Raw genomic sequence first — 19650 nt, 5'->3', positions numbered from 1 at the left:
CCCGAGCCGGAGAGGCGGCCCGGTGACCGGAGCGGATGTGCTGCTGCTCGCCCTCGGCGCGGTGGCGGTTGGCGCCGGCGTGCTGGTGGTGACCACGAAACACCTGGTCCGGGCCGGGCTCTACCTGGTGGTGTGCCTGGGCGCGCTGGCCGGTGATTTCCTGGTGCTCAGCGCCGAGCTGGTGGCCTGGGTGCAGGTGTTGATCTACGTGGGCGCGGTGGTGGTCCTGTTGCTGTTCGCGGTGATGCTGACCCGGGCCCCGATCGGTGCCTCCGACGACCTGGACCGGCCTGGTTGGCCGGCCGCCCTGATCGGTGGCGGCGCCGGGCTGGGGCTGACCGTCCTGCTCGTCGACGCGTACCGCTGGAGCAGCGTCGCGCTTCCCGCTGCGGGCACCGCGGAGCGGCTGGGGGAGCAGATCTTCCAGTCCTGGGTGCTGCCGTTCGAGGTGCTGTCCGTGCTGCTGCTCTCCGCGCTGGTGGGCGCGATCGTGCTGTCCCGGCCGGACATCGGCCGACCCGCCCCGCAACACGAATCCACGGCAGCACCGGATGCCCGGGTCGGCGTCGAGCCCGGGGGGCGCCGGTGAGGCCGGTCATCCCGTACGTCACCGCCGCGCTGCTGTTCGGCCTCGGCGTCTACGGCGTGTTGCGCCGCCGCAACGCGGTGCTGGTGCTGATGTCGGTCGAGTTGATGCTCAACGCGGTCAACCTGATCCTGGTCACCGCGGACACCACCGCCCGCGCCGTGCTGCCGCACTCGGGGCAGGTCTTCGCGTTGTTCGTCATCGTCCTCGCCGCCGCCGAGATCGGTGTGGGGCTGGCGATCGTCCTCCAGCTCTACCGGTTGCGGGCCACCGTCGCGGTGGATGACGTGCCGCTGACCGAGCCGGCGCAGCCCTTCGACGGGCGAGAGCCGGCCGTCCTGGACACGGAGGCTCGCCGGTGACCGGGCTGATCGGGGCGCTGCTGCCCGCCGTACCGCTGGCCGCCGGCCTGCTCGGCCTGCTGCTGCCACCGGCCCCACGGGGCAACAGCGCGACCGGCGGCGATCGGGCCCGCAACGCGGCCGTCGCGCTCGGCGTCAGCGGTGCGGCCGTCGCGCTGGCGTTGGCCGTCGCGCTGCTGCTGACTGTCGACGGGCCGACGGAGACGTCGACCACCTGGGTCGACGTCGGCGGGCTGATGGTGACCCTCGGCGTACGGCTGGACGGCGCCGCCGCACTGGTCGCGGTGGCGGTCACCGCGGTCGCCCTGGCGGTGCAGGTCTACTCGATCGGCTATCTGCGACGCGGCCCGCACGACGACATCGACGTCGACCACCGCTACCCGCCGTACGCGGCCCAGATCAGCCTCTTCACCGGTGCGATGCTGCTGGTGGTGGTCGCCGGCGACCTGATCATGCTGCTGGTCGGCTGGGAGGTGATGGGCCTCTGTTCGTACCTGCTCATCGCCCACGACCGTCGACTGCCCGGCGCGCCGGCCGCCGCGATGAAGGCGTTCCTGGTGACCCGGGTGGGTGACGTCGGCTTCCTGCTCGGCATCGCGCTGCTGGGCGTGTCGACGGGCAGCTTCCGGATCGCCGACGTGCTCGCCCACGACCACTCCGGCGTGACCTTGACCGCTGCCGGCCTGCTGCTGCTCGCCGGTGTCGCCGGCAAGAGCGCGCAGTTCCCGCTGCACACGTGGCTGCCGGACGCGATGGCCGGTCCGACGCCGATCTCGGCGCTGATCCACGCCGCCACGATGGTCGCCGCCGGCGTGTATGCCGTGGCCCGCCTCTACCCGCTGTTCACGGCCGCGCCGGTGACGCTGACCGTGCTCGGGGTGGTCGGCGCGATCACCCTGCTGCTCGGCGCGCTCGCCGCCACCGCCCAGGACGACATCAAGCGCGTGCTGGCCTGGTCGACGGTGTCCCAGTTGGGTTACATGACCGGCGCGCTGGCGGTCGGCTCCCCGTCTGCGGCGCTGTTCCACCTGCTCACCCACGCCGCGTTCAAGGCGCTGCTGTTCCTCGCCGCCGGCGTGGTCATCCACGCGGTCGGCACGACCCTGATGTCGGAGATGGGCGGGCTGCGGCGCAGCATGCCGGTGACGTTCTGGTGCACAGTGGTGGGCCTGGGTGCGCTGGCCGGGGTGCCGCCGCTCGCCGGTTTCTGGAGCAAGGACGGCGTGTTGACGGTCGCCGAGTCCGCCGCGTTGGAGGGCACCGGCCCGGCACCGTCGTGGGTGGGCTGGCTGGTGTGGATGGCCGGGCTGCTCGGCGTGGCGATCACCGCCTGGTACGCCGGCCGGCTGCTGCTGCGCGCCTTCTTCGGCACACCACGCCTGCCGCTGGTCCGCCCGCACGACCCGCCGGCGGTGCTGCGCTGGCCGGTGCTGCTGCTGGCCGTGCCGGCCGCGCTGCTCGGTCTGGCCGGGTTCGTCGGGGCGTTCGCCGATCGCCTGCGGTTCCCGACCGTGCCGGTGGCGGGCTCCGAGGACGGCCTGGTCCACGTGGGGCCCGGGATGCTGTTGCCGCTCGCGTTGCTGCTGGTCGGCGCCGGGCTGGTCACGCTGGGCTGGCGTCGGGACCCGACCGCCGACCCGGCGGTCGCGCTGGGCCCGCTGCGGCCGGTCTTCGCCCGCGCGTTCCGGCTCGACGACGTCCAGCACACCCTTGTCGTACGTCCCGTCCGCGCGCTGGCCCGCGTAGCGCGCACCGGCGACGAGGTGGTGGTGGACGGCGCGGTCGAGGGCAGCGGCCGGGCCGCGTCCGGTCTGGGCGCAGGGCTGGCCACGCTGCACCGAGCGGCGTTGCCCCGGGCCGCCGCCGGTGTGCTGGCCGGCGCGCTGCTGATCGGGCTGGCCGCCGTAATAGGGGTGAACCTATGACGTTTGGGCAGGTGTTGCTGGTCGCCGTCCTGGCGGTGCCGGCGCTCGGCGCGGTCGCAGTGGCGGCGACTCCCCGGGACCGGGCGGCCCGGCTGGTCGGCACTGTCGCGGCGGCCCTGACCCTGCTGGCCGCGGTGCCGCTGGTGTTCGGCGGTCGGGGTTGGGTCGCCTGGTCGGCCGGTGCGCCGGCGGTGCGCCCGTGGCACCAACTGGACCTGCCCTGGGTGCCCGGCCTGGAGTTGCGCTTCCACCTCGGCGTGGACGGCATCTCGTGGCCGCTGGTGGTGTTGACCGCGCTGCTCACGTTGCTCTGCTGCGCGTACACGATGTGGCGGGTTCCGGACGGCGGCAGTGGCCGGGCGTTGGTCGCGTTGCTGCTGGTGGTCGAGGTGGGCATCCTGGGCACCTTCCTCGCCCTGGACCTGGTGCTGTTCTTCCTGTTCTTCGAGGTCGTCCTGCTGCCGATGTACGCGATCATCGCCGGCTGGGGTGGCGCGGACCGGCGTCGGGCGGCCCGCAAGTTCGCGCTCTACACCCTGTTCGGCTCGGTGTTGCTGCTGGTCGGCGTGTACGTGGTGGTCGCCGCCGCCGGCACCGCCGACGTGGTGGCCCTGACCGGCGGTGCGGGGATGTCCAGGGGCACCCAGCTGGCCGCGTTCACCCTGCTGGCGTTGGCCTTCGCGGTGAAGAGCCCGCTGTGGCCGTTGCACTCCTGGCTGCCCGACGCGCACACCCAGGCGCCAACGGTGGGCAGTGTGGTGCTGGCCGGCGTGCTGCTGAAGATGGGCACCTACGGTCTGATCCGGGTGGCGGTGGGGGTGGCGCCGGAAGGCGCCCGCTGGGCGGCGCCGGTGCTCGGCGTGCTGGCCGTGGCCGCGATCCTGGTCGGCTCACTGGTCTGCCTGGCCCAGTCCGACGTCAAGCGGCTGATCGCGTACTCCAGCGTGGGGCACATGGGCTTCGTGCTGCTGGGCGTCGCCACGCTGACCACCATCGGCATCCAGGCGGCGTTGATCGGCAACATCGCGCACGGGGTGATCACCGGTCTGCTGTTCTTCCTGGCCGGGGCTGTGAAGGACCGTACCGGCACGGGCACCCTCGCCGAGTTGTCCGGGCTGCGGGAGACCGCGCCCCGGTTGGCCGGTCTGCTGGCGTTCGCGGCTGTCGCGTCGCTCGGTCTGCCCGGGCTGGCCGGTTTCTGGGGTGAGGCGTTCGCGGTGATCGCGGCCGTCCAGGTGGGCGGCCCGCTCTGGACCACCCTCGGGGTGCTGGCCGCGATCGGCGGCGCGCTCACCGCGGCGTACTTCCTGCGGTTGCTGCGCCAGGTCACCCACAACCGTCCGAGCCCCGCCGTGGGGCGGGTCGGCCCCGGCCTGGCCGGTGCGGAGCTGACCGCGTGGGTGCCGCTGGTGCTGCTCGCGTTGGCCATCGGGCTGGCCCCGGCGCTGGTCCTCGGCGTCGCCGAGGCTCCCGTCGACGCCCTGATCGGGGTGGTCTCCCGGTGAGCGCCAGGCGTACGGCGAAGCGGAGCCCCGCAGTCGCGAACAGAGGCAGGCTCACATGAACGTGGTGCAGAGCGTGGACAGCGTCGCGCTGCTGCCGGCCTACCTGGCCGCCGGCACCGCAGTGCTCGTGCTCCTCACCGACCTGCTGCTGGCCCGGCCGCGGGCCACCATCGTGGTGGCCGCGCTGGGCGCGCTCGGCACCGCCGTCGGCGCCGCCCTGGTCGGCGCGGCTGGGGAGCGGCGGACGTTCTGTGTGGGCGCGGACTGCTCCTGGATCTTCGGCGGTAGGGCCGCCCTGGTCGGCGCGGTGGTGGCCCTGCTCACCCTGGGCGTGCTCGGGCTCTCCGCACCCGCGTTGCGGGCGGGGCGGTCGCCGGTGGGGGAATACTGCTTCCTGCTGGCCTGCTCGATGACCGGCGGCGTGGTGCTCGGCGCGGCCGGCGACCTGATCACCCTGATCGTCGCCCTGGAGACGCTGACCCTTCCGCTGTACGTGCTGGTGGGCCTGCGTCGAGGGAGCCTCGCCAGCGCCGAGGCGGCGGTGACGTTCTTCGTGGTCAGCGTGGTGGCGACCACGCTGACCCTGCTCGGCGCGGCGCTGCTGTACGCGGTGACCGGTGGGCTGCACCTGGACCGGCTCAGCGCGTTGCTCGCCGAACGGCCGGAGTTGCGGGACCTGCCGCTGACCACGGCCGCGGTGGCGGTGCTGCTGGTCGGGCTGGCCTTCAAGGTGGCGGCGGTGCCGTTCCACGCGTGGGCGCCGGCCACCTACGACGGCGCGCCGCTGCCGGTGGCCGCGTACCTGTCGACGGCGTCGAAGCTGGGCGGCCTGGTCGCACTGCTCGCCGTCGTGCAGCGGGCACTCCCGCCGGATCAGACCGGCCCGGTGCTCGCCCTGCTCGCGGTGCTCACCATGACCGTCGGCAACCTGGTCGCGCTGCGCCAGCGGCGTACCGTCCGGCTGCTGGCCTGGTCGTCCGTCGCGCAGGCCGGCTACATCCTCGCCCCGCTGGGGGCTTTGGCGCTGGCCGCCGGCCGCACCGACGAGGCACGCTCCGCCGCGTACGCCGCCGCGATGGCGTACGCCGTCTTCTTCGTGGTGTTGGAGTTGGCCGCGTTCGCCGCTGTGACCGCGCTGCGCCCGGCCGGTGCGGACGGCGGCACGCTGGACGACCTCCGTGGGGCGGCCCGCAGGCACCCCTGGCGGGCTGCGGCGCTCGGTCTCGCGCTGGTGGGCCTGGCGGGCCTGCCGCCGGGGCTCGCCGGCCTGTTCGCGAAGGTGACAGTGGTCCGGGCGCTGCTCGACGGTGGGGCGGCCTGGCTGGCGCTCGTGGTGGCGCTGAACGCGGTGATCGGGCTCGCCTACTACCTGCGGGTGACCGCCGCGCTCTGGGCGCCGGCGACGACGACGCCCGGCCCGGCCGCGGCGCAAGCCGGTGGCGGTGCGGCTGCCGTACCCGTGGTGGGTGTGGTGGCCGTGGTGCTGGCGGTGGCGACGGTGGCCGCCGTGGTGCTCGGCGTCGCCCCTCAGCTGGTGCTCGATCTGGCCCGCCACTGACCTGACCTGCGCCTCGTCTCAGTGAACTCTCAGCGTTGAGACGGATGGTTGGTGGGTACCGGGTTGTTACACCGGTCAGCGGATCCCGGCGATCCGTGCACCGAAGGAGACATCGTGCACCACAACCGTCTGAAGACCGCAGCGCTGCTTGGCCTGCTCAGCGCCCTGATCCTCGCGGTGGGCTACTGGTTCGGCGGCAGTGGCGGTCTGGTCATCGCTGTCGTCGTCTCACTGGTCATGAACGGCGTCACCTACTTCTACTCCGACAAGCTCGCACTGCGCTCGATGAGGGCGCAACCAGTCACCGAGGCACAGTTCCCCGAGCTGTACCGGATGGTGCGGGAGCTGGCTACCGACGCCCAGCAGCCGATGCCGCGCCTCTACGTGAGCCCGACCTCGCAGCCCAACGCGTTCGCCACGGGTCGTAACCCGCAGCACGCGGCGGTGTGCGTGACCCAGGGGATCACCGAGATCCTCGACTACCGCGAGCTGCGCGGTGTGATCGGGCACGAGCTGTCACACGTCTACAACCGGGACATCCTGATCTCCAGCGTGGCGGCGGGTCTGGCCAGCATCATCACCCTGCTGGCGAACCTCGCCTTCTTCATCCCGCTGGGCGGCGGGGACGACGAGGACCGGCCGAACCCGGCCGTGCTGCTGCTCACCCTGATCCTCGGCCCAATCGCGGCCACGGTGATCCAGTTGGCGATCAGCCGGAGCCGTGAGTTCCAGGCGGACGCCTCGGGTGCCGAGTTGAGCCGCGACCCGCTGGCCCTGGCCAGCGCGCTCCGCAAGATCGACGCGGTGGCCCGCCGTCGGCCGTTGCCGGCCCAGGGCCAGCTCACCAGCACCGCCCACCTCATGATCGCCAACCCGTTCCGGGGCGGCGGCATGGCGGCGCTCTTCTCCACCCACCCCAAGATGGAGGACCGGGTCGCCCGGCTGGAGCAGATGGCCGCCAACGCGGGGCCAGTGCAGTTCCAGCGCTGACCCACTGATTTACGCCTCCGCCCGTACCCGGTCACGCCGGGTACGGGCGGAGCGCTGTGTCGAGGCTGATATCAGGTGTCGTCCCGTCAGGCGGCGGCGTTAGGGTCGTAACGGCTCACGCTCATTACATTTTCGGAGGTTTCGGTGGCCGCGCTGCGTCAGTACCTGGGTGTGTGGCGGATCCCCGGCGCACCGATGCTGCTGATCACCGGCATCATCGGGCGACTCGGGATCGGCATGACCCCACTGGCGCTGCTCCTGGTGGTCGAGCAGGTGACCGGGCGGTACGCGCTGGCCGCCATCGCGGGCGGGATCTACGCCGTCGCCGGTGCCGCGCTCAGCCCCGTGGCCGGCCGGGTCGCCGACCGGGTCGGGCCCACCCCCGTCCTGCTGGTCACCGCCGTGGCCCACCCGGTGGCGCTCATCGCGCTGCTGCTGGCCAGCCGCTCGGGTGACGACGCCCTACCCACCATCTACCTCGCCAGTGCCGTGGCCGGCGCCACGTACCCGCCGCTCACCGCCGCCATCCGTAACGCCTGGAACGACCTGACCAGCCCCAGCTCCGGCCGGTACGCCCTGCGCAACACCGCGCTGGCCGCCGAGACGTCGCTGTTCGAGATCGTCTTCGTGCTCGGCCCGCTGCTCGTCGCCGGCTTCGTGCTGTTCGCCGACGCGGCAGCCGCGCTGATCGGCGCGGCAGTGGTCACCCTGGTCGGCACGACCGCCGTGGCCCTCGGCGAGGTGATGCGCGGCTGGCGCCCGCACGCGAAGGAGCACCACGCCAGAGGGCTCGGGCCGCTGCGGGTCGGTGGATTCCCGGCCCTGCTGGTCTGCGTGGCCAGCCTCGGCATCGCGTTCGGCGCCGCCGGGGTGATCGTCCCGGCGTACGCGAGCGGCCACACCACCGACGACCCGGAGAGCCTGGCCGGCATTCTGCTCGCCGTCTGGGGGGTCGGCAGCGCCATCGGCGGGTTCTGGTTCGGCGTCCGCAAGCCGGCACCCAACATGACCCGCCAGTTCGCCCTGCTGCTCTCCGCCGTGGCCGGCACCTTCGTGGTGTTCGCGGTGATGCCCACCCCGCTGGCGCTGGGCGTCGCGTTGGTCGTCGGCGGGGCCGCCATCGCGCCCGCGCTGACCCTGGAGAACACCCTGGTCGGCCGGATCGCCCCGGCCGGAATGCTGAACGAGGCGTACACCTGGGTGGTCACCGTGGCGGTCGCGTCGAGCGCGGCCGGCGGCTCCGTGGCCGGCCTGATCGTGGACCACACCGGCGGCGTCAGCTGGGCGTTCCTCTTCGCCGGAGCGGCCGTCGCAGTCGGGGCCGCGGTCGCCGCGCTGCCCGCCGGACCCATCGCCCGTGCGGAAAACACGGCGGTACGCGCCGAACAGCCCGTGACGGTCTGACCCCGCCGTCTTCCGCGGGCGTGCGTTCCGTGCGGGCTTGATTCACTCGGGTTCCTTGAAGTCGGGGTGTTCCTGCGCGGCGGATACCCCGACTTCAAGGAGTCCGAGTTCCGCCGCCTACCCTGGGCGCATGGCCAAGGTTCTATATTCGGCGACGGCGTCACTCGACGGCTACATCGCCGGCCCCGGCGGCGACATGTCCTGGCTGACCGACCACCTCGGCGGCGAAAACCCGACGGCGGAGCGCCTGCTGCACAGCGTCGGCGCGATCCTGGCCGGCAACGGCACCTTCGGCGGCGACGACCCCAACCGCGGCACCGACAGCGAAGGCGCGTTCGGCGGCCAGTACCACGGGCCGGTGTTCGTCCTCACCCACCAACCACCGGCCGAGCCACCCGCCGACGTCACGTTCGTCGGTGACCTGCACACCGCCGTCGCCCAGGCCAAGGAGGCCGCCGGGGACCGGTACGTCAACATCCTCGGCGCGAATGTCGCCAAGCAATGCATCGAGGCTGGTCTGCTCGACGAGATCCTGATGTTCTTCGCCCCGGTGCTGCTCGGCGACGGGGTGCGCATGTTCGACCACCCGGGTGGCACCAAGGTGCGGTTGGTGCCACTGCCCGGCGAGACCGAGCACTGGTACAGCCTCGTCTACTGAACCCGACTGTCCATGCCTTGTCGTCGATGGACTCCCGCCTGACGAGCGGAGCGAGCCGCCGCCGGGCTGGGGCGGTCGACGCCGACCCGGTGGTTGACGACGGCCTTGGTTGGTCCATGCCGACCCGGAGGTTCATGCCTGCCTGGGTGTTTCGACGGCCGACCGCTGAACCCCGCCGCTCGGCAACTGAATCCGTTTCAGGTCGCGTATCCCGGGAACGACGCTGCCATGCCCGACCCCGACCCTGATCCCATGGAAGAGCGTGCGAAGAGCGCGGTGCGCAAGGTCCATCGGGCCGCTACCCGGCATCAGGACGACGACCTGCATCAGGCGGCGGTGGAAATCAGCCGCATGGCTGCTGAACTGGGGCACGATCCGGGCTCGATCGAGGATTGGCGGCGCTGCCCGGTGTGCGGGGCAGAGCCGGGGGCGCTCTGCATCCAGGTGCCGGGGCACGACATGGTCGACGGTGTGCATCCGGAGCGCATCAGGCAGTAGGACACGGCCCTCTCCCGCTGGTGAACGGATCGCGGCGCCGTCGGCTGCGTATCGGTTGCCTGGCCAGAGAGCTAGATATAGGGCAGCGACCAGTTGGCGTCAGTGCCGGAACGTGAAGATGGTTCCCGCAGGGTCCAAAAGCTGTGGAGACCCTTCGAACCGGTTAACGCCCACCGAGAATTGCACATCGTCTGGAGCGTGGAATGCCTGCTCCACGAAGCCGGTATCCCGGAGCCACTCCCGTACAGCTGGCGTCAGGTCCGGGTCTCGCCGGGTCCTGGTCCAGATCACGGTGGCACCCTCAGCACACAGCCGGGGCAGGGCAGCAACGGTTCGCTTCACGTCTGCGTCCGAGATGTTGCCGAAGACCCCGACCATGAGCACCAGGTCGGCCGGAACGATCCCCGCATACGCGGAGAGTTGGCCCGCGTCGGCCTGCCTGATCACGATGTTGGAGATCCCGGCCTGATTGGCGGCGGCCTGAGCGGCAGTCACATTGCCCGAGTCGAACTCAAGCAGGGTTCCGCGTACACGCTGAGCATCAGCCCTTGAGGCGAGGACGCCGATGAGGTCATGACCCTGCCCCGCGCACACGCTTATCGCAGTCAGCCGTTCGTCGAAGCGCTGATCAAGCCACGAGGCAATGTGCTGCTGGACCAGCCGCAGCCGACGAGACAGCGGGGAGTTTTCGTCGGCGTACGGCTCATGCCACGCCTGCCAGTGACTCTGGGCGGTCATCTGGGTCAGCTTTGCAGCATGATCGACCCGCCTACCAGGCCGGGGGTCGCCGCCTTACCTGTAGTTGTTGAACTGGAGGGCGACGCCGAAGTCCTCACCCTTGAGCAGCGAGATGACCGCCTGGAGGTCGTCCCTCTTCTTGCCGGTGACCCGTAGCTGGTCGCCCTGGATCTGCGCCTGCACGCCCTTGGGGCCCTCGTCGCGGATCTTCTTGCTGATCGCCTTGGCCTTGTCCGTCTCGATGCCCTGGATCACCTTGCAGTCGATCTTGAAAATCTTGCCGGACGGGCGCGGCTCGCCAGCGTCCAACGACTTCAGTGAAATGTTCCGCTTGACCAGCTTCTCCTTGAACACGTCCAGTGCGGCGAGGACCCGCTCCTCGGTCTCCGCCTGAAGACCGATCGCCTCCTCGCCGGACCAGGAGATCTCCGCACCGGTGCCGCGGAAGTCGAACCGCGTCGCGAGCTCCTTTTCCGCCTGCCGAAGGGCGTTGTCGACCTCCTGGCGGTCAACCTTGCTCACGATGTCGAACGACGGGTTCGCTGCCATGTTTCTGCTCCTGCTGTCCGGCGGTCTGGGCTTGCCGTCGGCCGCCGACCAGCGGCACGACCCCCTGACCGTACCCGGTTGCGGAGGTCCCGGGGGAAGCCGCTATCCTTGCTTCCGCCGCCGCGTTACGACGCGGTGGGGTGCCCTGGCGGGTTGCCCGAGCGGCCAATGGGAGCGGACTGTAAATCCGTCGCGAAAGCTTCAGAGGTTCGAATCCTCTACCCGCCACCAGGTGCAGACGAGGCCCCTGACCAGCAGAGATGCTGATCAGGGGTCGTTGTCGTTGATCTAGCTGAGTCTGGCTGAGTCCAGTCGTTGCCGACTGGTTGTGGGCAGATGGTGGGCAGGTCGATCTTGCCCCTCAGGGCTCTCCTGGGGCTGCGGACGCTCATGCTCTAGTGATTTGCCGGCCTGACATGGGCCGTGCCTGGAGCGACCGGCTGAGGGCTGCTTGTCGGGCTCTGCCGCTGCGGGAGTTGGGCCGGGGGCAAGTCAGTCCCGGGGTTGGACTGGCGCGGCAGTCGGAAGCCTTGGCCCTCGATCAGGTCGACCTGCCGGCTTCCGTACCGCCTGGCCGTGGTCGTGCTGCTTCTAGGTCGGAGAAGTTCGGGGCGGCGGTCCGGCGGCAGTCGGTGGCTCTCCGCCCCGGCGCCGGAGGCGACCGGGGCGGCTTGCCGCCGGCCGGCTCACCGCCCGCGCCGCGCGGAGCGCGGTGCCTTGATCCAGAATAGAGCTATTCGGCAGTCGATTGCCCGGAGCAGCCCTGCAACGACTTCCGCCCGAGTGGGCATCGGTGCAGCCCTGCCGGCCGCTACCGCTCTGCGGTTGGACGTGTCGGCAGTCCCGCGATGCGGGCCTGGAATTCCAGCGAATCCCAAAGCCGACTACTCAGGCTTCAAGCACCGGGAATGTCAGCGAACAATGGCTGTTGCAGGGAATCTGTGCGCGTTGACATTGCTTGGGCATCGGGCTCCACCCATGAGCCAACCCGACTGGAAGCAACCGATACGTCGTCGACTCTCAAGCCTCTACTGAACAGCATAAACTCCCGACCAACTTTCTGTGTCTGTGCTGTGTGGGAGATGCTGTATCTTAGGCACCTATTGGAGGGGTATAAGCTGCGGACTCGATCGTCGACGTCGTAGGTTAGGATCCACGGGTGCCGCGACTTGGAGAGCGCTTCCGCCAGTTTTTCGTGATCACTCCAAGAGTGAGAGCTCATATAGAGCTCTTCGCCTTTTACCAGATATGGCGGGTCAACGTAAAGTAAAACAGGTTTCACTCGCCGTGACACCGCTGCTAAGAAGTCGAGGGCAGGCTTCTCCGAAACAGAAATACTTCCCGGAAGTGATCCAATCTTTCGGATTCGGGCGGCGAGTTCTGCTCGGTTGAATCGGGCATCAATCTTCCATTTACCGGACTGGTCGAGTCCGCCAATGGGCCGGGCCGTGAGAATGCCTGAGCGGTTGCATCTATTTAAAAAAAATGTAGAGAATCCTAAATCGAGGTCGCTTTTATCTGCTGGGTTCAGGTAAACGTCTCGATGCCGGTGCCAAGCATCGAGGCTGACGTCCTCAGACTGAATTCGTTCGATGATTTCATCGGGCTGCTGGATTATGCAGCGCCATAGCGCGGCGATCCCGGGATTCAGGTCGTTAACCATCAGGTGACTGATATGGCCCTCCGCCAGAAGGTGCAGGCCGGCACCGACTCCTCCAGCATATGGCTCGGCGTACGTCTCGATGGTTGCGGGCTGGCTGGCCAGAATGCGGGCAAAGTACGGGCCTAGCTTGGCTTTGCCGCCCGGATAGCGGAGGGGGGAGATGAAGCGCATACTTAGAGCGCCTCGTCTACTCGTTCGAGGAAGGGTCGGAAGGCGTCACTATACCTCCTGGCCAGGTGATGATCAGGCCGGACGTTGGGATTATGCACAAAGCCATTCAGGTACTGCATTCCAATTTCCGACGCTTCGAAGAACGCTTGCGCAAGTCCTTGGTCTCGCTTTCGCTTCTCGATATCCGGATCGAGATATTTTAGCATCTTTATGATCTTGTCTTTCAGGGGCTCCCCTTCGCTCGCCCCAGATAGCTTCAAAACTTCTTCGCTTGAGACGGAGAGTTCGACGATAACTCTCGCCATGACACATGCGACTCCGGGGTACAGCTCCACATCAACAGTCCTGCATTCCTTGATGAGATCCTGTACTCGGCGCGGGTGATTGGGTAGCCGCAGCCCTTGAAGCAGAAACCGGTCCGGTTTCGCCTCGGCCCGTCTTCTGGCCCGGGTTTCCGGTGCATTAGAATTGTCCACACCTTCGGACGGCGTGTTCTCCTGCGGAGAACCAGAGTCTTCGGTAGCCTGCCGATCCTCTTGGTTCCCGGGGCCGCTGTGTGACGCGGCGGTGTGCTCAGCGCCGGCGGCTGACGCTTTTGTCGGCGGCCTGGAGGTGGGGCCGGTCGCTAGGCGGAAGGGCCTGTCGGCTGCATCTGAATTGCTGGGAGTCACGTGGCCGGCAGAGATAAGAAGATCCTTGCGTATGTCAGGATTCTTATAGGCGTCCACAGTATGATTGAGGATGTAGCCAAAGGACCACATGAAGAAGTCACGTAGCTGGCCGGCATCGTGACGGACCCATAGCGTCTTTTCTCGTATGTTGGACGACTTGTCCGTCTCGATCGTGAAATGCAACGTTAGAAGTACATCTTTAGAGAAAAACCGGCCGATATTCGTCAGTTTGTCGCGCCGCACTCTCCGTACGAGTTCAACAACCTCCGGATCGGCAGCGTAAGCTTCCGCTAACTCATCTGCGATGGTTATCGAACGATCTGTTCCTGCGTCTACAACCTTTTTGGCTCGGCGGCGGTACGTTGCTGCTTGCTCCGCGCTCCAACGCTTGGTGCCCCGCCCACCATTCTCGCCAGTATGGCGGTAGACGATCCAGCGGTCTGCCTCTTCTTTGCTCTTGCAGACGAGTGTATAGATTGCGGACGGTGGTGTCCCAAGAGCGGCCGCTCGGCGGAAAGCTCGCTCGTGCTCATTGTCGTAGGCCAAGGCGGGATCTCGTAGCAACTTAAGCGCGGCGAAACGCCTGTTGCCTTCGAGGATCAGATACTTATTGCCTTGCTTCACCGCGATCGGAAGCTCCGCCGGGTTTGACTCCCCGGTCTGCGCCAAATCCCGCGCAAGGTTAATGAGGCTCTCAAGGCCTTCGTCTAGGAGTCGGTTAATTGCCTCACGGTCGCTCGTGGTTCCGTCTGGCAGGCGAGGATTGTCCGGATCAAGGTTGACCTGCGAAGGGCGAACGTTGATATAGCGCACAGGCGGCTCCTCGTAATGTTTCGAGGGAGCATATCTTTGTCATCAACCAGGTGTAAGGGGTGGCAAATTCCCTTAAAATCGTACTAAAAGGGTGAACTGCTCATCTCGAAGTGTCGTGTTTCCGACTCGGCCATGCTGTGCGAGTGGCGGCTTCTCTGGCCTTGGAGGAGGTCGCCAGCAAGAGAGTCTTCCGCTCGTCGAACAGCGGAATGCCGCCCGTCAGTCTGCTAGTCGATAGGTGCGGACGACTGCCCTAACGACTCCTCCGTCATTTCGCATGACAGTCTCTTGTTCGATAAGTGCCGCTCCGACCCGTACTTCAAAAAGCATCGCTAAGTCAGCCTCGGCCGGGATCTGACGCTGCCTTGTTTCAGGTTCAGTAGTGTCGGCCGGCCGGGTTTGCTCAAGGGGGCGCGGCCGCGCGTAAGTGCCGCGGCCATGCTCAGTGACAACGAGGCCCGCCTGCCGAAGCGCAGCAATCGCTTGGCGGATCGTGCCGCGACTTGCCCTGTAGTCGGCCGAGAGAGTGCTCTCAGGAGGCAGGAGGGCTCCAGGTGGGATCAAGCCGGCCTCGATATTTGCTCTTAGTTTGTCGGCGATGACTCGATACCGCGGTTGGCCGTAGTGCGGGGTGGGCACCTGCTCACCGTACCTGGCACTTGTCTTACCAAGTGCCAACCAAGTGACCCGTTTCGACGTCTAGACAACTCGTCTACTTGTAGATACGTTTCCTGGTGTGCGGCTGCGGTGACGGTCCGTGCCAGGGGTTTCGCGCCGGCCTGGCCGCACCTGATGCGCGGCGTCCTGTCGGGCCGGTTGCGGTAGCCGCGCGTACAAGTTGGCTCGGCGATACCCGACCCGTCCGGCGTCGGACGGTGCGCCGTGCCTTCATCCGGGCCGGTGGCCGGCTGCATTCCCCCGTAGCTGGCCACCGGTCCCCGCCTACCTGTGGAGGTGCGATGTCCGGCTCTCACCGTCGGCACCATTGGCTCTCGTCCCGGTGGTCTCGGAGGCGCCCATGCCCATCTGCCCCGGATATCAGCAGCATCGGTCAGTCGAGTCCGCGCGCGGCTTCTACGACCTCCTCGCCGCGGTGGTCGACAGGCGCCACCCGTCCATTGCCTGTGCTCCGGTATGCGCCCCTCATGACACAAGCCCAAGTTTTCCGAGGCAACGGCGGGCGGTGGCCGCGATGAGTCGTACGAACAAGCCGGCTCCAATCACGAGCCATCCGGACTGGTGCGCCCCGGATCGCTGCGGCTACCTGGTGCCGCCGGTGATGACGCACATGGCCCGCCGCCATCGCGGCCCCATGCAGCGGGCCGGCGACAGTCGAGCGGGCGGCCTTGTCGTCACGTACCTCATCAGCAGTGAGGCTCTGGGTGGTCCCATGGTCGGCGTTCACGTGACGTGTCGGGCCGGGAACGCCTGGGCGGAGCTGTCCTTGCCGCAGGCGGCCCAGCTAGTCGAGCACCTTCGTGGGTCGCTGGCGCAGGCCACCGGGGAGCAGGGGGCCGGCGATGAGTGAGGGCGCTGCCATTCCAGAGGGTCGGTCGCCGTCGTCGATCGCGCCGGTCGTGTGCCCGGTCTGGTGTCGAGGCTGCGGACCGAACGACCCGATGCACCGTGGGCTTCTCTCCACCATTGGGCGGGAGCGGACCGGCTGGGTCACCGTCCAACTGGTCGTCGATCGGTTCGCCCGCCGGGACCTGGCCGTGAAGCTCGACGCGACCCGATACGGCGCGACGCAGACCGTGCTCCTGTCGTCCGCGCAGGTAGACCGGCTCATTGACGAGCTGGTGTACGCCCAGCTGGAGATGCTGACACCGGCAGAAGGCGGCGAGCGGGCCGGAGAGACGCGGTGAATGCCAATACCCGTCGGGGCTCAGCCGTTCCTCGTACTCCTGGCCTGCGCCCTGCGCGGCCACCGCGCGCAGCGGTAGCCGTACCGGCGGTTCCTGAGCGGCCCGCCGGCGGCACCACCTGGCAGACGTTGGAACGTCTAGGGGGTACGGTGACCGGTGTGCAAGGCCGGGACTGGCGCCCTCGCTACCTGCAACTCGCAGAAGAGTTGCGGGCGAAGATCGTGAGCGGCGAACTTGCCCCCGGCACTCTGATGCCCAGCGAGACCGAGTTGGCCGACACCTCGGGCCTGTCGCGAACGAGCGTCCGCAACGCCATCCGACAGCTCCGGGAATGGGGCCTGGTCCGCGCGGAGCAGGGGCGCGGCACCTACGTCCGGGCACCCCGCCAACGGGTACGCCGTCGCAACACCGAGCGGTACCAGTGGGAGAAGGATCGCGTCCTGCTCGATGAGGACGAAAGGCTGAAGACCGGTGCCACCGAGCATGACACCGGCCTGACCGTCGACGACCTGAAGTTTCACGCCGAGTATTCGCGGGTGGAGGCGAACGCGGAGATGGCGGCGGCCTTACAGGTCGAGGCGGGCACTTCGCTGCTGCGCCGGGTCTACTGGACGTCCTCCCGGCACGAGAACGCGCCACTGACCGTGTCGTACTCCTACCTGCCTTATGACATGGTGGCCGCGAACCCGGACCTGCTCGACGCAGGCAAGGAGCCGTGGCCGGGCGGCACGCAGCACCAGCTCTACACGCTGGGCATCGAGCTGGACCGGATCGACGACGAGATCCGGGCGCGTCCGCCGTCGCCGGATGAGGCCGAGCTGTTGGACATCGACCCGGGCGTTTCCGTGCTCACCGTGCGGAAGACCTCGGTCGACATCACTGGCCGAGTCGTCGAGGTCGCCGACGTGGTGATGCCGGGCGACCGCACCGAGCTTGTCTACTCCCACAAACTCCAGCGGTGGAGAACTTGACGCAGCTTGTCTCGGTCATCACCCCGGTTCACGCGCCCAGCATCGAGCACCTGCCTGGCGCCTACGAGTCGTTGGCCAAGCAGGAGATGCCAGCCGGCTGGGACTGGGAATGGCTCGTCCAGGAGGACGGGCAGACCGGCGCCCTGGCCGACGCTCTGCCCGACGATCCCCGGATCAGTCTGGGCACCGGCCGTCCCGGTGGGCCTGGCGTTGCCCGTACCCTCGCTCTTTCCCGGGTCTCCGGGCAACTCATCAAGGTGCTGGACGCTGACGACCAGTTGACCCCTGGCGCGCTCGGCCGGGACATTGCCGCGTTCGACGCCCACCCGCAGATCGGCTGGACCACCTCGCGGGTACTCGACCTGCTGCCCGACGGCTCGACCGCCGGATGGGACAAGGACCCGGCCGGCGGGGTCATCGACCGCGGTGGGGTCCTGGCGTTCTGGAAGGCCAACGACTACCGAGCATCGGTGCACCCGGCGACCCTGTGCCTGCGGCGAGATCTCGTCTTCGCTCTGGGCGGCTGGATGGCCCTGCCGGCCTCCGAGGACACCGGCCTCCTGCTTGCCGCCAACGCGGTCACCGCGGGCTGCTTCACCAGGGAGTACGGCCTGCTTTACCGCAAGTGGCCCGGCCAGGTCACCAGCCAGGCCGCGCACCGGGAACCGGCCGAGTACCTGGCGCGAATGAGGATCATCGAGGCCCGAGCCAACGCCCTGGCCTCGATGATCCCGAACGGCTTCGGCGGCAGCGCTACGGCGTAGCTTCGTGCCCTGGCATCCCGTGGGTGCGGCGCCGCTCCTTCATCTCCGCCTCGAAGATGTGTCGCCGGCCGCCGGCTAGCTTCTCCCGCGCGTCCCGCTCGATCTCCTGGAACGCGGCGTAGTAGCCGTCGTCGAACTCCTCCACGATCTGGAAAGTCCACCGACCAGGTAGCAGGTTCCGCCCCAACAGCTCGTGCTCAACCCGGTCGGCCATCTCGTCGTGTCCGGCCTCGCGAAGTAGCTTCACCACCCGGTCGAGGGTCAGATCCGCGCCGCCGACGAGCTGGTGCGCCGAGTAGAGGTGCCCTCGCACTCGATGGATCGTCTCCAGCGCCTTGCTCAACTCGCCGAGCGCTTCGACAGTCGTGTCGTCTACGCCCGCCGGACGTGAGTGCTTCTCATCCACGGATTGGCTGCCGTTGTTCATGGGATCACTGGTTCCCTGCCGTTCTTCGCTCTACACGCATCGGTTCGGTGAGTCAGTCGCTTCACAAGTCTCGACAGTCGCGCGCGCGTCGCACCATCAATTACGGATAGGCCGCTAGCATCACGATGGCACTTCACTGATCACCAAACTGGCCGGGCGGTCGTCTTCCTTACCCCGCAGTAGGCGACCAGCGCCTCTCCGATCAATTGGAGATCATTGTTTATGCCAAGTAGAAGAAGCCTGGGCCGCAAAAGACGCGCTCCTGGCAGGCGGCGGAGTTCCCGAACGGCTGGAGTTGGCACGTTGATTGAGCTGGTAGCTCTGATCATCAGGCTGTTGACGCTGGTGGCAGTCGGGACCGATGCCAAGGGTGAGGGGGATGAGCCCTCCGTTTAGGAAGGCCCATCCCTTCTCGGGCGGAGCCTCCGCTTCTCGTCTTCACGGGCCGGGAGCGGGGGCTTCCTCCGTGCCGGGCCTCGACGGCCGGCAGCAGCGGGTGGGTTCAGAACGTTTCGCGTTGCGTTCAACGTTCAACGAACCTAACGTTCCAAACCTTACCTTCGGTGCGAACCTCAACTTACCCACCGGGTTTCCTAGCAACTTGCAACACGCCGAAATTGGTAGCTGTTATATCTACCGAGTATTCGAACCTAGTAGGCGGCGGATGGCGGCTACGAGCCGAATTGAACCATAGATCGTGAGTCTGACCAGCAAAACGATGGTGGCAGGCGCGGCGCTCCGGCTGTGCCTGGCCCTTGCCGCACTGGCTACCCGCAACATAGGTCGGCCTGAAGACATGGTCGGCGTCATCCCGAGAGCACCGCGCGTAGGACTCGGCTGTCAGTGCCCTCGCGGCCTTGGTGATCCCCGGGGGCGCTCAGTTAGTAGCGGAGGCCGCCGTGCGGCGCAGTCGCACCGGTGAAACTTGTTGACTTGTCTGCCAAGTGCCATCTACCTTGGACTCAACTTGGCAGACAAGTTAACAAGTTGGAGGTTGAGCGATGGCTCTGCGTGGCGGCACGAGGTTCGCGGTGCGGTGTGAGGACGTGTTCCCGGCGGGGTGCGCGTTGGTGCCCGAGTCTCTGGGCGAGGTCGAGGACTACGACGAGAAGACCGGCCGGCGTAGCCCGGCGAAGGACAAGCTGACCGGCCAGCGGGTGTGGCAGGTCCGGGTGATGGACCTGGACCCGGAGCTTGGCAAGCGCTCCCGAGAGACGACGGTGAAGATCTCGGCGGACTATCAGCCGGTGCCGCCGACGGGTGGCCTGTTCGAGGCGGTGGAGTTCGACGGCATGACCGTCACGCCGTACGTGGGCAACAACGGTCGGATGGCGTATTCGCTGCGGGCGACCGGGATGCGTGCCCCGGCGGGCGTGGCGACGAAGGCGGCGCAGTAGCCGCATCTGGTGGGGGCGGGGCTGTCAGGTCTTGGCGGACGGCAGCCCCGCCCTCTGTCTCTTTCCCCTGCTCTGTCGAGAGAGGTAGTGACATGTCCAAGCGTATCCCTGCCGTCCTGCGGCGGCCCACAGTGG

19 protein-coding genes and 1 tRNA gene are annotated in these 19650 nt (G+C 68.0%); 14 read left to right on the top strand and 6 right to left on the bottom strand.

Going from position 1 to position 19650, the window contains the following annotated elements; all coding sequences use genetic code 11:
- Positions 1-22 precede the first annotated feature (22 nt).
- From KBX34_RS05465 to KBX34_RS05425, 9 genes are all read left to right on the top strand, one after another.
- A complete protein-coding gene (locus KBX34_RS05465; RefSeq protein ID WP_210923576.1) occupies positions 23-589 on the top strand; it encodes an NADH-quinone oxidoreductase subunit J in 567 nt (188 codons plus the stop codon).
- The gene (nuoK, locus tag KBX34_RS05460; protein WP_099848708.1) at positions 586-948 is read left to right on the top strand and encodes an NADH-quinone oxidoreductase subunit NuoK; all 363 of its coding nucleotides are present in this window, start codon (positions 586-588) and stop codon (positions 946-948) included. Before KBX34_RS05465 ends, nuoK begins: the two co-directional genes overlap by 4 nt.
- A complete protein-coding gene (locus KBX34_RS05455; RefSeq protein WP_210923574.1) occupies positions 945-2873 on the top strand; it encodes an NADH-quinone oxidoreductase subunit L in 1929 nt (642 codons plus the stop codon). The genes nuoK and KBX34_RS05455 overlap by 4 nt, the downstream gene beginning before the upstream one ends.
- Positions 2870-4378 carry a NuoM family protein gene (locus KBX34_RS05450; RefSeq protein WP_210790909.1) on the top strand — a complete coding sequence of 503 codons (1509 nt, stop codon included), beginning with the start codon at positions 2870-2872 and terminating at the stop codon, positions 4376-4378. The genes KBX34_RS05455 and KBX34_RS05450 overlap by 4 nt, the downstream gene beginning before the upstream one ends.
- A 55-nt stretch (positions 4379-4433) precedes the next feature.
- Positions 4434-5936 carry an NADH-quinone oxidoreductase subunit N gene (locus KBX34_RS05445; protein WP_210923573.1) on the top strand — a complete coding sequence of 501 codons (1503 nt, stop codon included), beginning with the start codon at positions 4434-4436 and terminating at the stop codon, positions 5934-5936.
- 114 nt (positions 5937-6050) lie between these two features.
- On the top strand, positions 6051-6926 hold the full coding sequence (gene htpX, locus KBX34_RS05440; protein ID WP_088950258.1) for a zinc metalloprotease HtpX: 876 nt from the start codon (positions 6051-6053) through the stop codon (positions 6924-6926).
- A gap of 144 nt (positions 6927-7070) precedes the next feature.
- Positions 7071-8330: an MFS transporter gene (locus KBX34_RS05435; protein WP_099848700.1), complete on the top strand. Its 1260-nt coding sequence runs from the start codon at positions 7071-7073 to the stop codon at positions 8328-8330.
- Positions 8331-8460: 130 nt separating this feature from the next.
- The gene (locus tag KBX34_RS05430; protein ID WP_210790906.1) at positions 8461-8988 is read left to right on the top strand and encodes a dihydrofolate reductase family protein; all 528 of its coding nucleotides are present in this window, start codon (positions 8461-8463) and stop codon (positions 8986-8988) included.
- Positions 8989-9216: 228 nt separating this feature from the next.
- The gene (locus tag KBX34_RS05425) at positions 9217-9486 is read left to right on the top strand and encodes a hypothetical protein (RefSeq protein ID WP_210790904.1); all 270 of its coding nucleotides are present in this window, start codon (positions 9217-9219) and stop codon (positions 9484-9486) included.
- Positions 9487-9585: 99 nt separating this feature from the next.
- On the opposite strand, the gene KBX34_RS05420 is transcribed toward KBX34_RS05425, so the two are convergent.
- Positions 9586-10224, bottom strand: coding sequence for a class I SAM-dependent methyltransferase family protein (locus KBX34_RS05420; RefSeq protein ID WP_210923571.1), 639 nt, complete (start codon positions 10222-10224; stop codon positions 9586-9588).
- 54 nt (positions 10225-10278) lie between these two features.
- On the bottom strand, positions 10279-10773 hold the full coding sequence (locus tag KBX34_RS05415; RefSeq protein WP_088950253.1) for a YajQ family cyclic di-GMP-binding protein: 495 nt from the start codon (positions 10771-10773) through the stop codon (positions 10279-10281).
- A gap of 147 nt (positions 10774-10920) precedes the next feature.
- Here KBX34_RS05415 and KBX34_RS05410 point away from each other — a divergent pair.
- Positions 10921-11004, top strand: a tRNA-Tyr gene (locus KBX34_RS05410).
- A 664-nt stretch (positions 11005-11668) separates the two neighbouring features.
- Here KBX34_RS05410 and KBX34_RS05405 read toward each other — a convergent pair.
- The 3 genes from KBX34_RS05405 to KBX34_RS05395 form a co-directional block, all read right to left on the bottom strand.
- Positions 11669-12607 carry a DNA adenine methylase gene (locus KBX34_RS05405; RefSeq protein ID WP_210923569.1) on the bottom strand — a complete coding sequence of 313 codons (939 nt, stop codon included), beginning with the start codon at positions 12605-12607 and terminating at the stop codon, positions 11669-11671.
- Positions 12608-12609: 2 nt separating this feature from the next.
- Entirely contained in the window at positions 12610-14091 is a 1482-nt protein-coding gene (locus KBX34_RS05400) for a hypothetical protein (RefSeq protein ID WP_210923568.1), read from the bottom strand.
- A 219-nt stretch (positions 14092-14310) separates the two neighbouring features.
- Entirely contained in the window at positions 14311-14730 is a 420-nt protein-coding gene (locus tag KBX34_RS05395; protein ID WP_210923566.1) for a GntR family transcriptional regulator, read from the bottom strand.
- 980 nt (positions 14731-15710) lie between these two features.
- Here KBX34_RS05395 and KBX34_RS05390 point away from each other — a divergent pair.
- From KBX34_RS05390 to KBX34_RS05380, 3 genes are all read left to right on the top strand, one after another.
- Positions 15711-15956, top strand: a complete 246-nt coding sequence (locus tag KBX34_RS05390) for a precorrin-4 C11-methyltransferase (RefSeq protein WP_210923564.1) — start codon at positions 15711-15713, stop codon at positions 15954-15956.
- 149 nt (positions 15957-16105) lie between these two features.
- Positions 16106-16927 (top strand): GntR family transcriptional regulator, encoded by an 822-nt coding sequence (locus tag KBX34_RS05385; protein WP_210923562.1) that lies wholly within the window; start codon positions 16106-16108, stop codon positions 16925-16927.
- Positions 16915-17691, top strand: coding sequence for a glycosyltransferase (locus KBX34_RS05380; RefSeq protein WP_307871332.1), 777 nt, complete (start codon positions 16915-16917; stop codon positions 17689-17691). The genes KBX34_RS05385 and KBX34_RS05380 overlap by 13 nt, the downstream gene beginning before the upstream one ends.
- Here the strand turns inward: KBX34_RS05380 and KBX34_RS05375 are convergent.
- The gene (locus tag KBX34_RS05375) at positions 17681-18118 is read right to left on the bottom strand and encodes a hypothetical protein (protein WP_210923560.1); all 438 of its coding nucleotides are present in this window, start codon (positions 18116-18118) and stop codon (positions 17681-17683) included. The genes KBX34_RS05380 and KBX34_RS05375 overlap by 11 nt on opposite strands.
- 1001 nt (positions 18119-19119) lie before the next feature.
- Here KBX34_RS05375 and KBX34_RS05370 point away from each other — a divergent pair.
- Positions 19120-19515, top strand: coding sequence for a transcriptional regulator (locus tag KBX34_RS05370; protein WP_091402451.1), 396 nt, complete (start codon positions 19120-19122; stop codon positions 19513-19515).
- Positions 19516-19650 lie beyond the last annotated feature (135 nt).

It is taken from the genome of Micromonospora sp. M61 (assembly GCF_018070245.1).
Classification (GTDB): domain Bacteria; phylum Actinomycetota; class Actinomycetes; order Mycobacteriales; family Micromonosporaceae; genus Micromonospora; species Micromonospora zamorensis.
This window is presented reverse-complemented; position numbering and strand designations above follow the sequence as displayed.

Bases quoted from the DNA above. Each gene is read 5' to 3' on its own strand.
- KBX34_RS05450 (WP_210790909.1), top strand. From the start codon at position 2,870: ATGACGTTTGGGCAGGTGTTGCTGGTCGCCGTCCTGGCGGTGCCGGCG.
- KBX34_RS05445 (WP_210923573.1), top strand. From the start codon at position 4,434: ATGAACGTGGTGCAGAGCGTGGACAGCGTCGCGCTGCTGCCGGCCTAC.
- KBX34_RS05430 (WP_210790906.1), top strand. From the start codon at position 8,461: ATGGCCAAGGTTCTATATTCGGCGACGGCGTCACTCGACGGCTACATC.
- KBX34_RS05425 (WP_210790904.1), top strand. From the start codon at position 9,217: ATGCCCGACCCCGACCCTGATCCCATGGAAGAGCGTGCGAAGAGCGCG.
- KBX34_RS05420 (WP_210923571.1), bottom strand. From the start codon at position 10,224: ATGACCGCCCAGAGTCACTGGCAGGCGTGGCATGAGCCGTACGCCGAC.
- KBX34_RS05415 (WP_088950253.1), bottom strand. From the start codon at position 10,773: ATGGCAGCGAACCCGTCGTTCGACATCGTGAGCAAGGTTGACCGCCAG.
- KBX34_RS05405 (WP_210923569.1), bottom strand. From the start codon at position 12,607: ATGCGCTTCATCTCCCCCCTCCGCTATCCGGGCGGCAAAGCCAAGCTA.
- KBX34_RS05390 (WP_210923564.1), top strand. From the start codon at position 15,711: ATGCACCGTGGGCTTCTCTCCACCATTGGGCGGGAGCGGACCGGCTGG.
- KBX34_RS05375 (WP_210923560.1), bottom strand. From the start codon at position 18,118: ATGAACAACGGCAGCCAATCCGTGGATGAGAAGCACTCACGTCCGGCG.
- KBX34_RS05370 (WP_091402451.1), top strand. From the start codon at position 19,120: ATGGCTCTGCGTGGCGGCACGAGGTTCGCGGTGCGGTGTGAGGACGTG.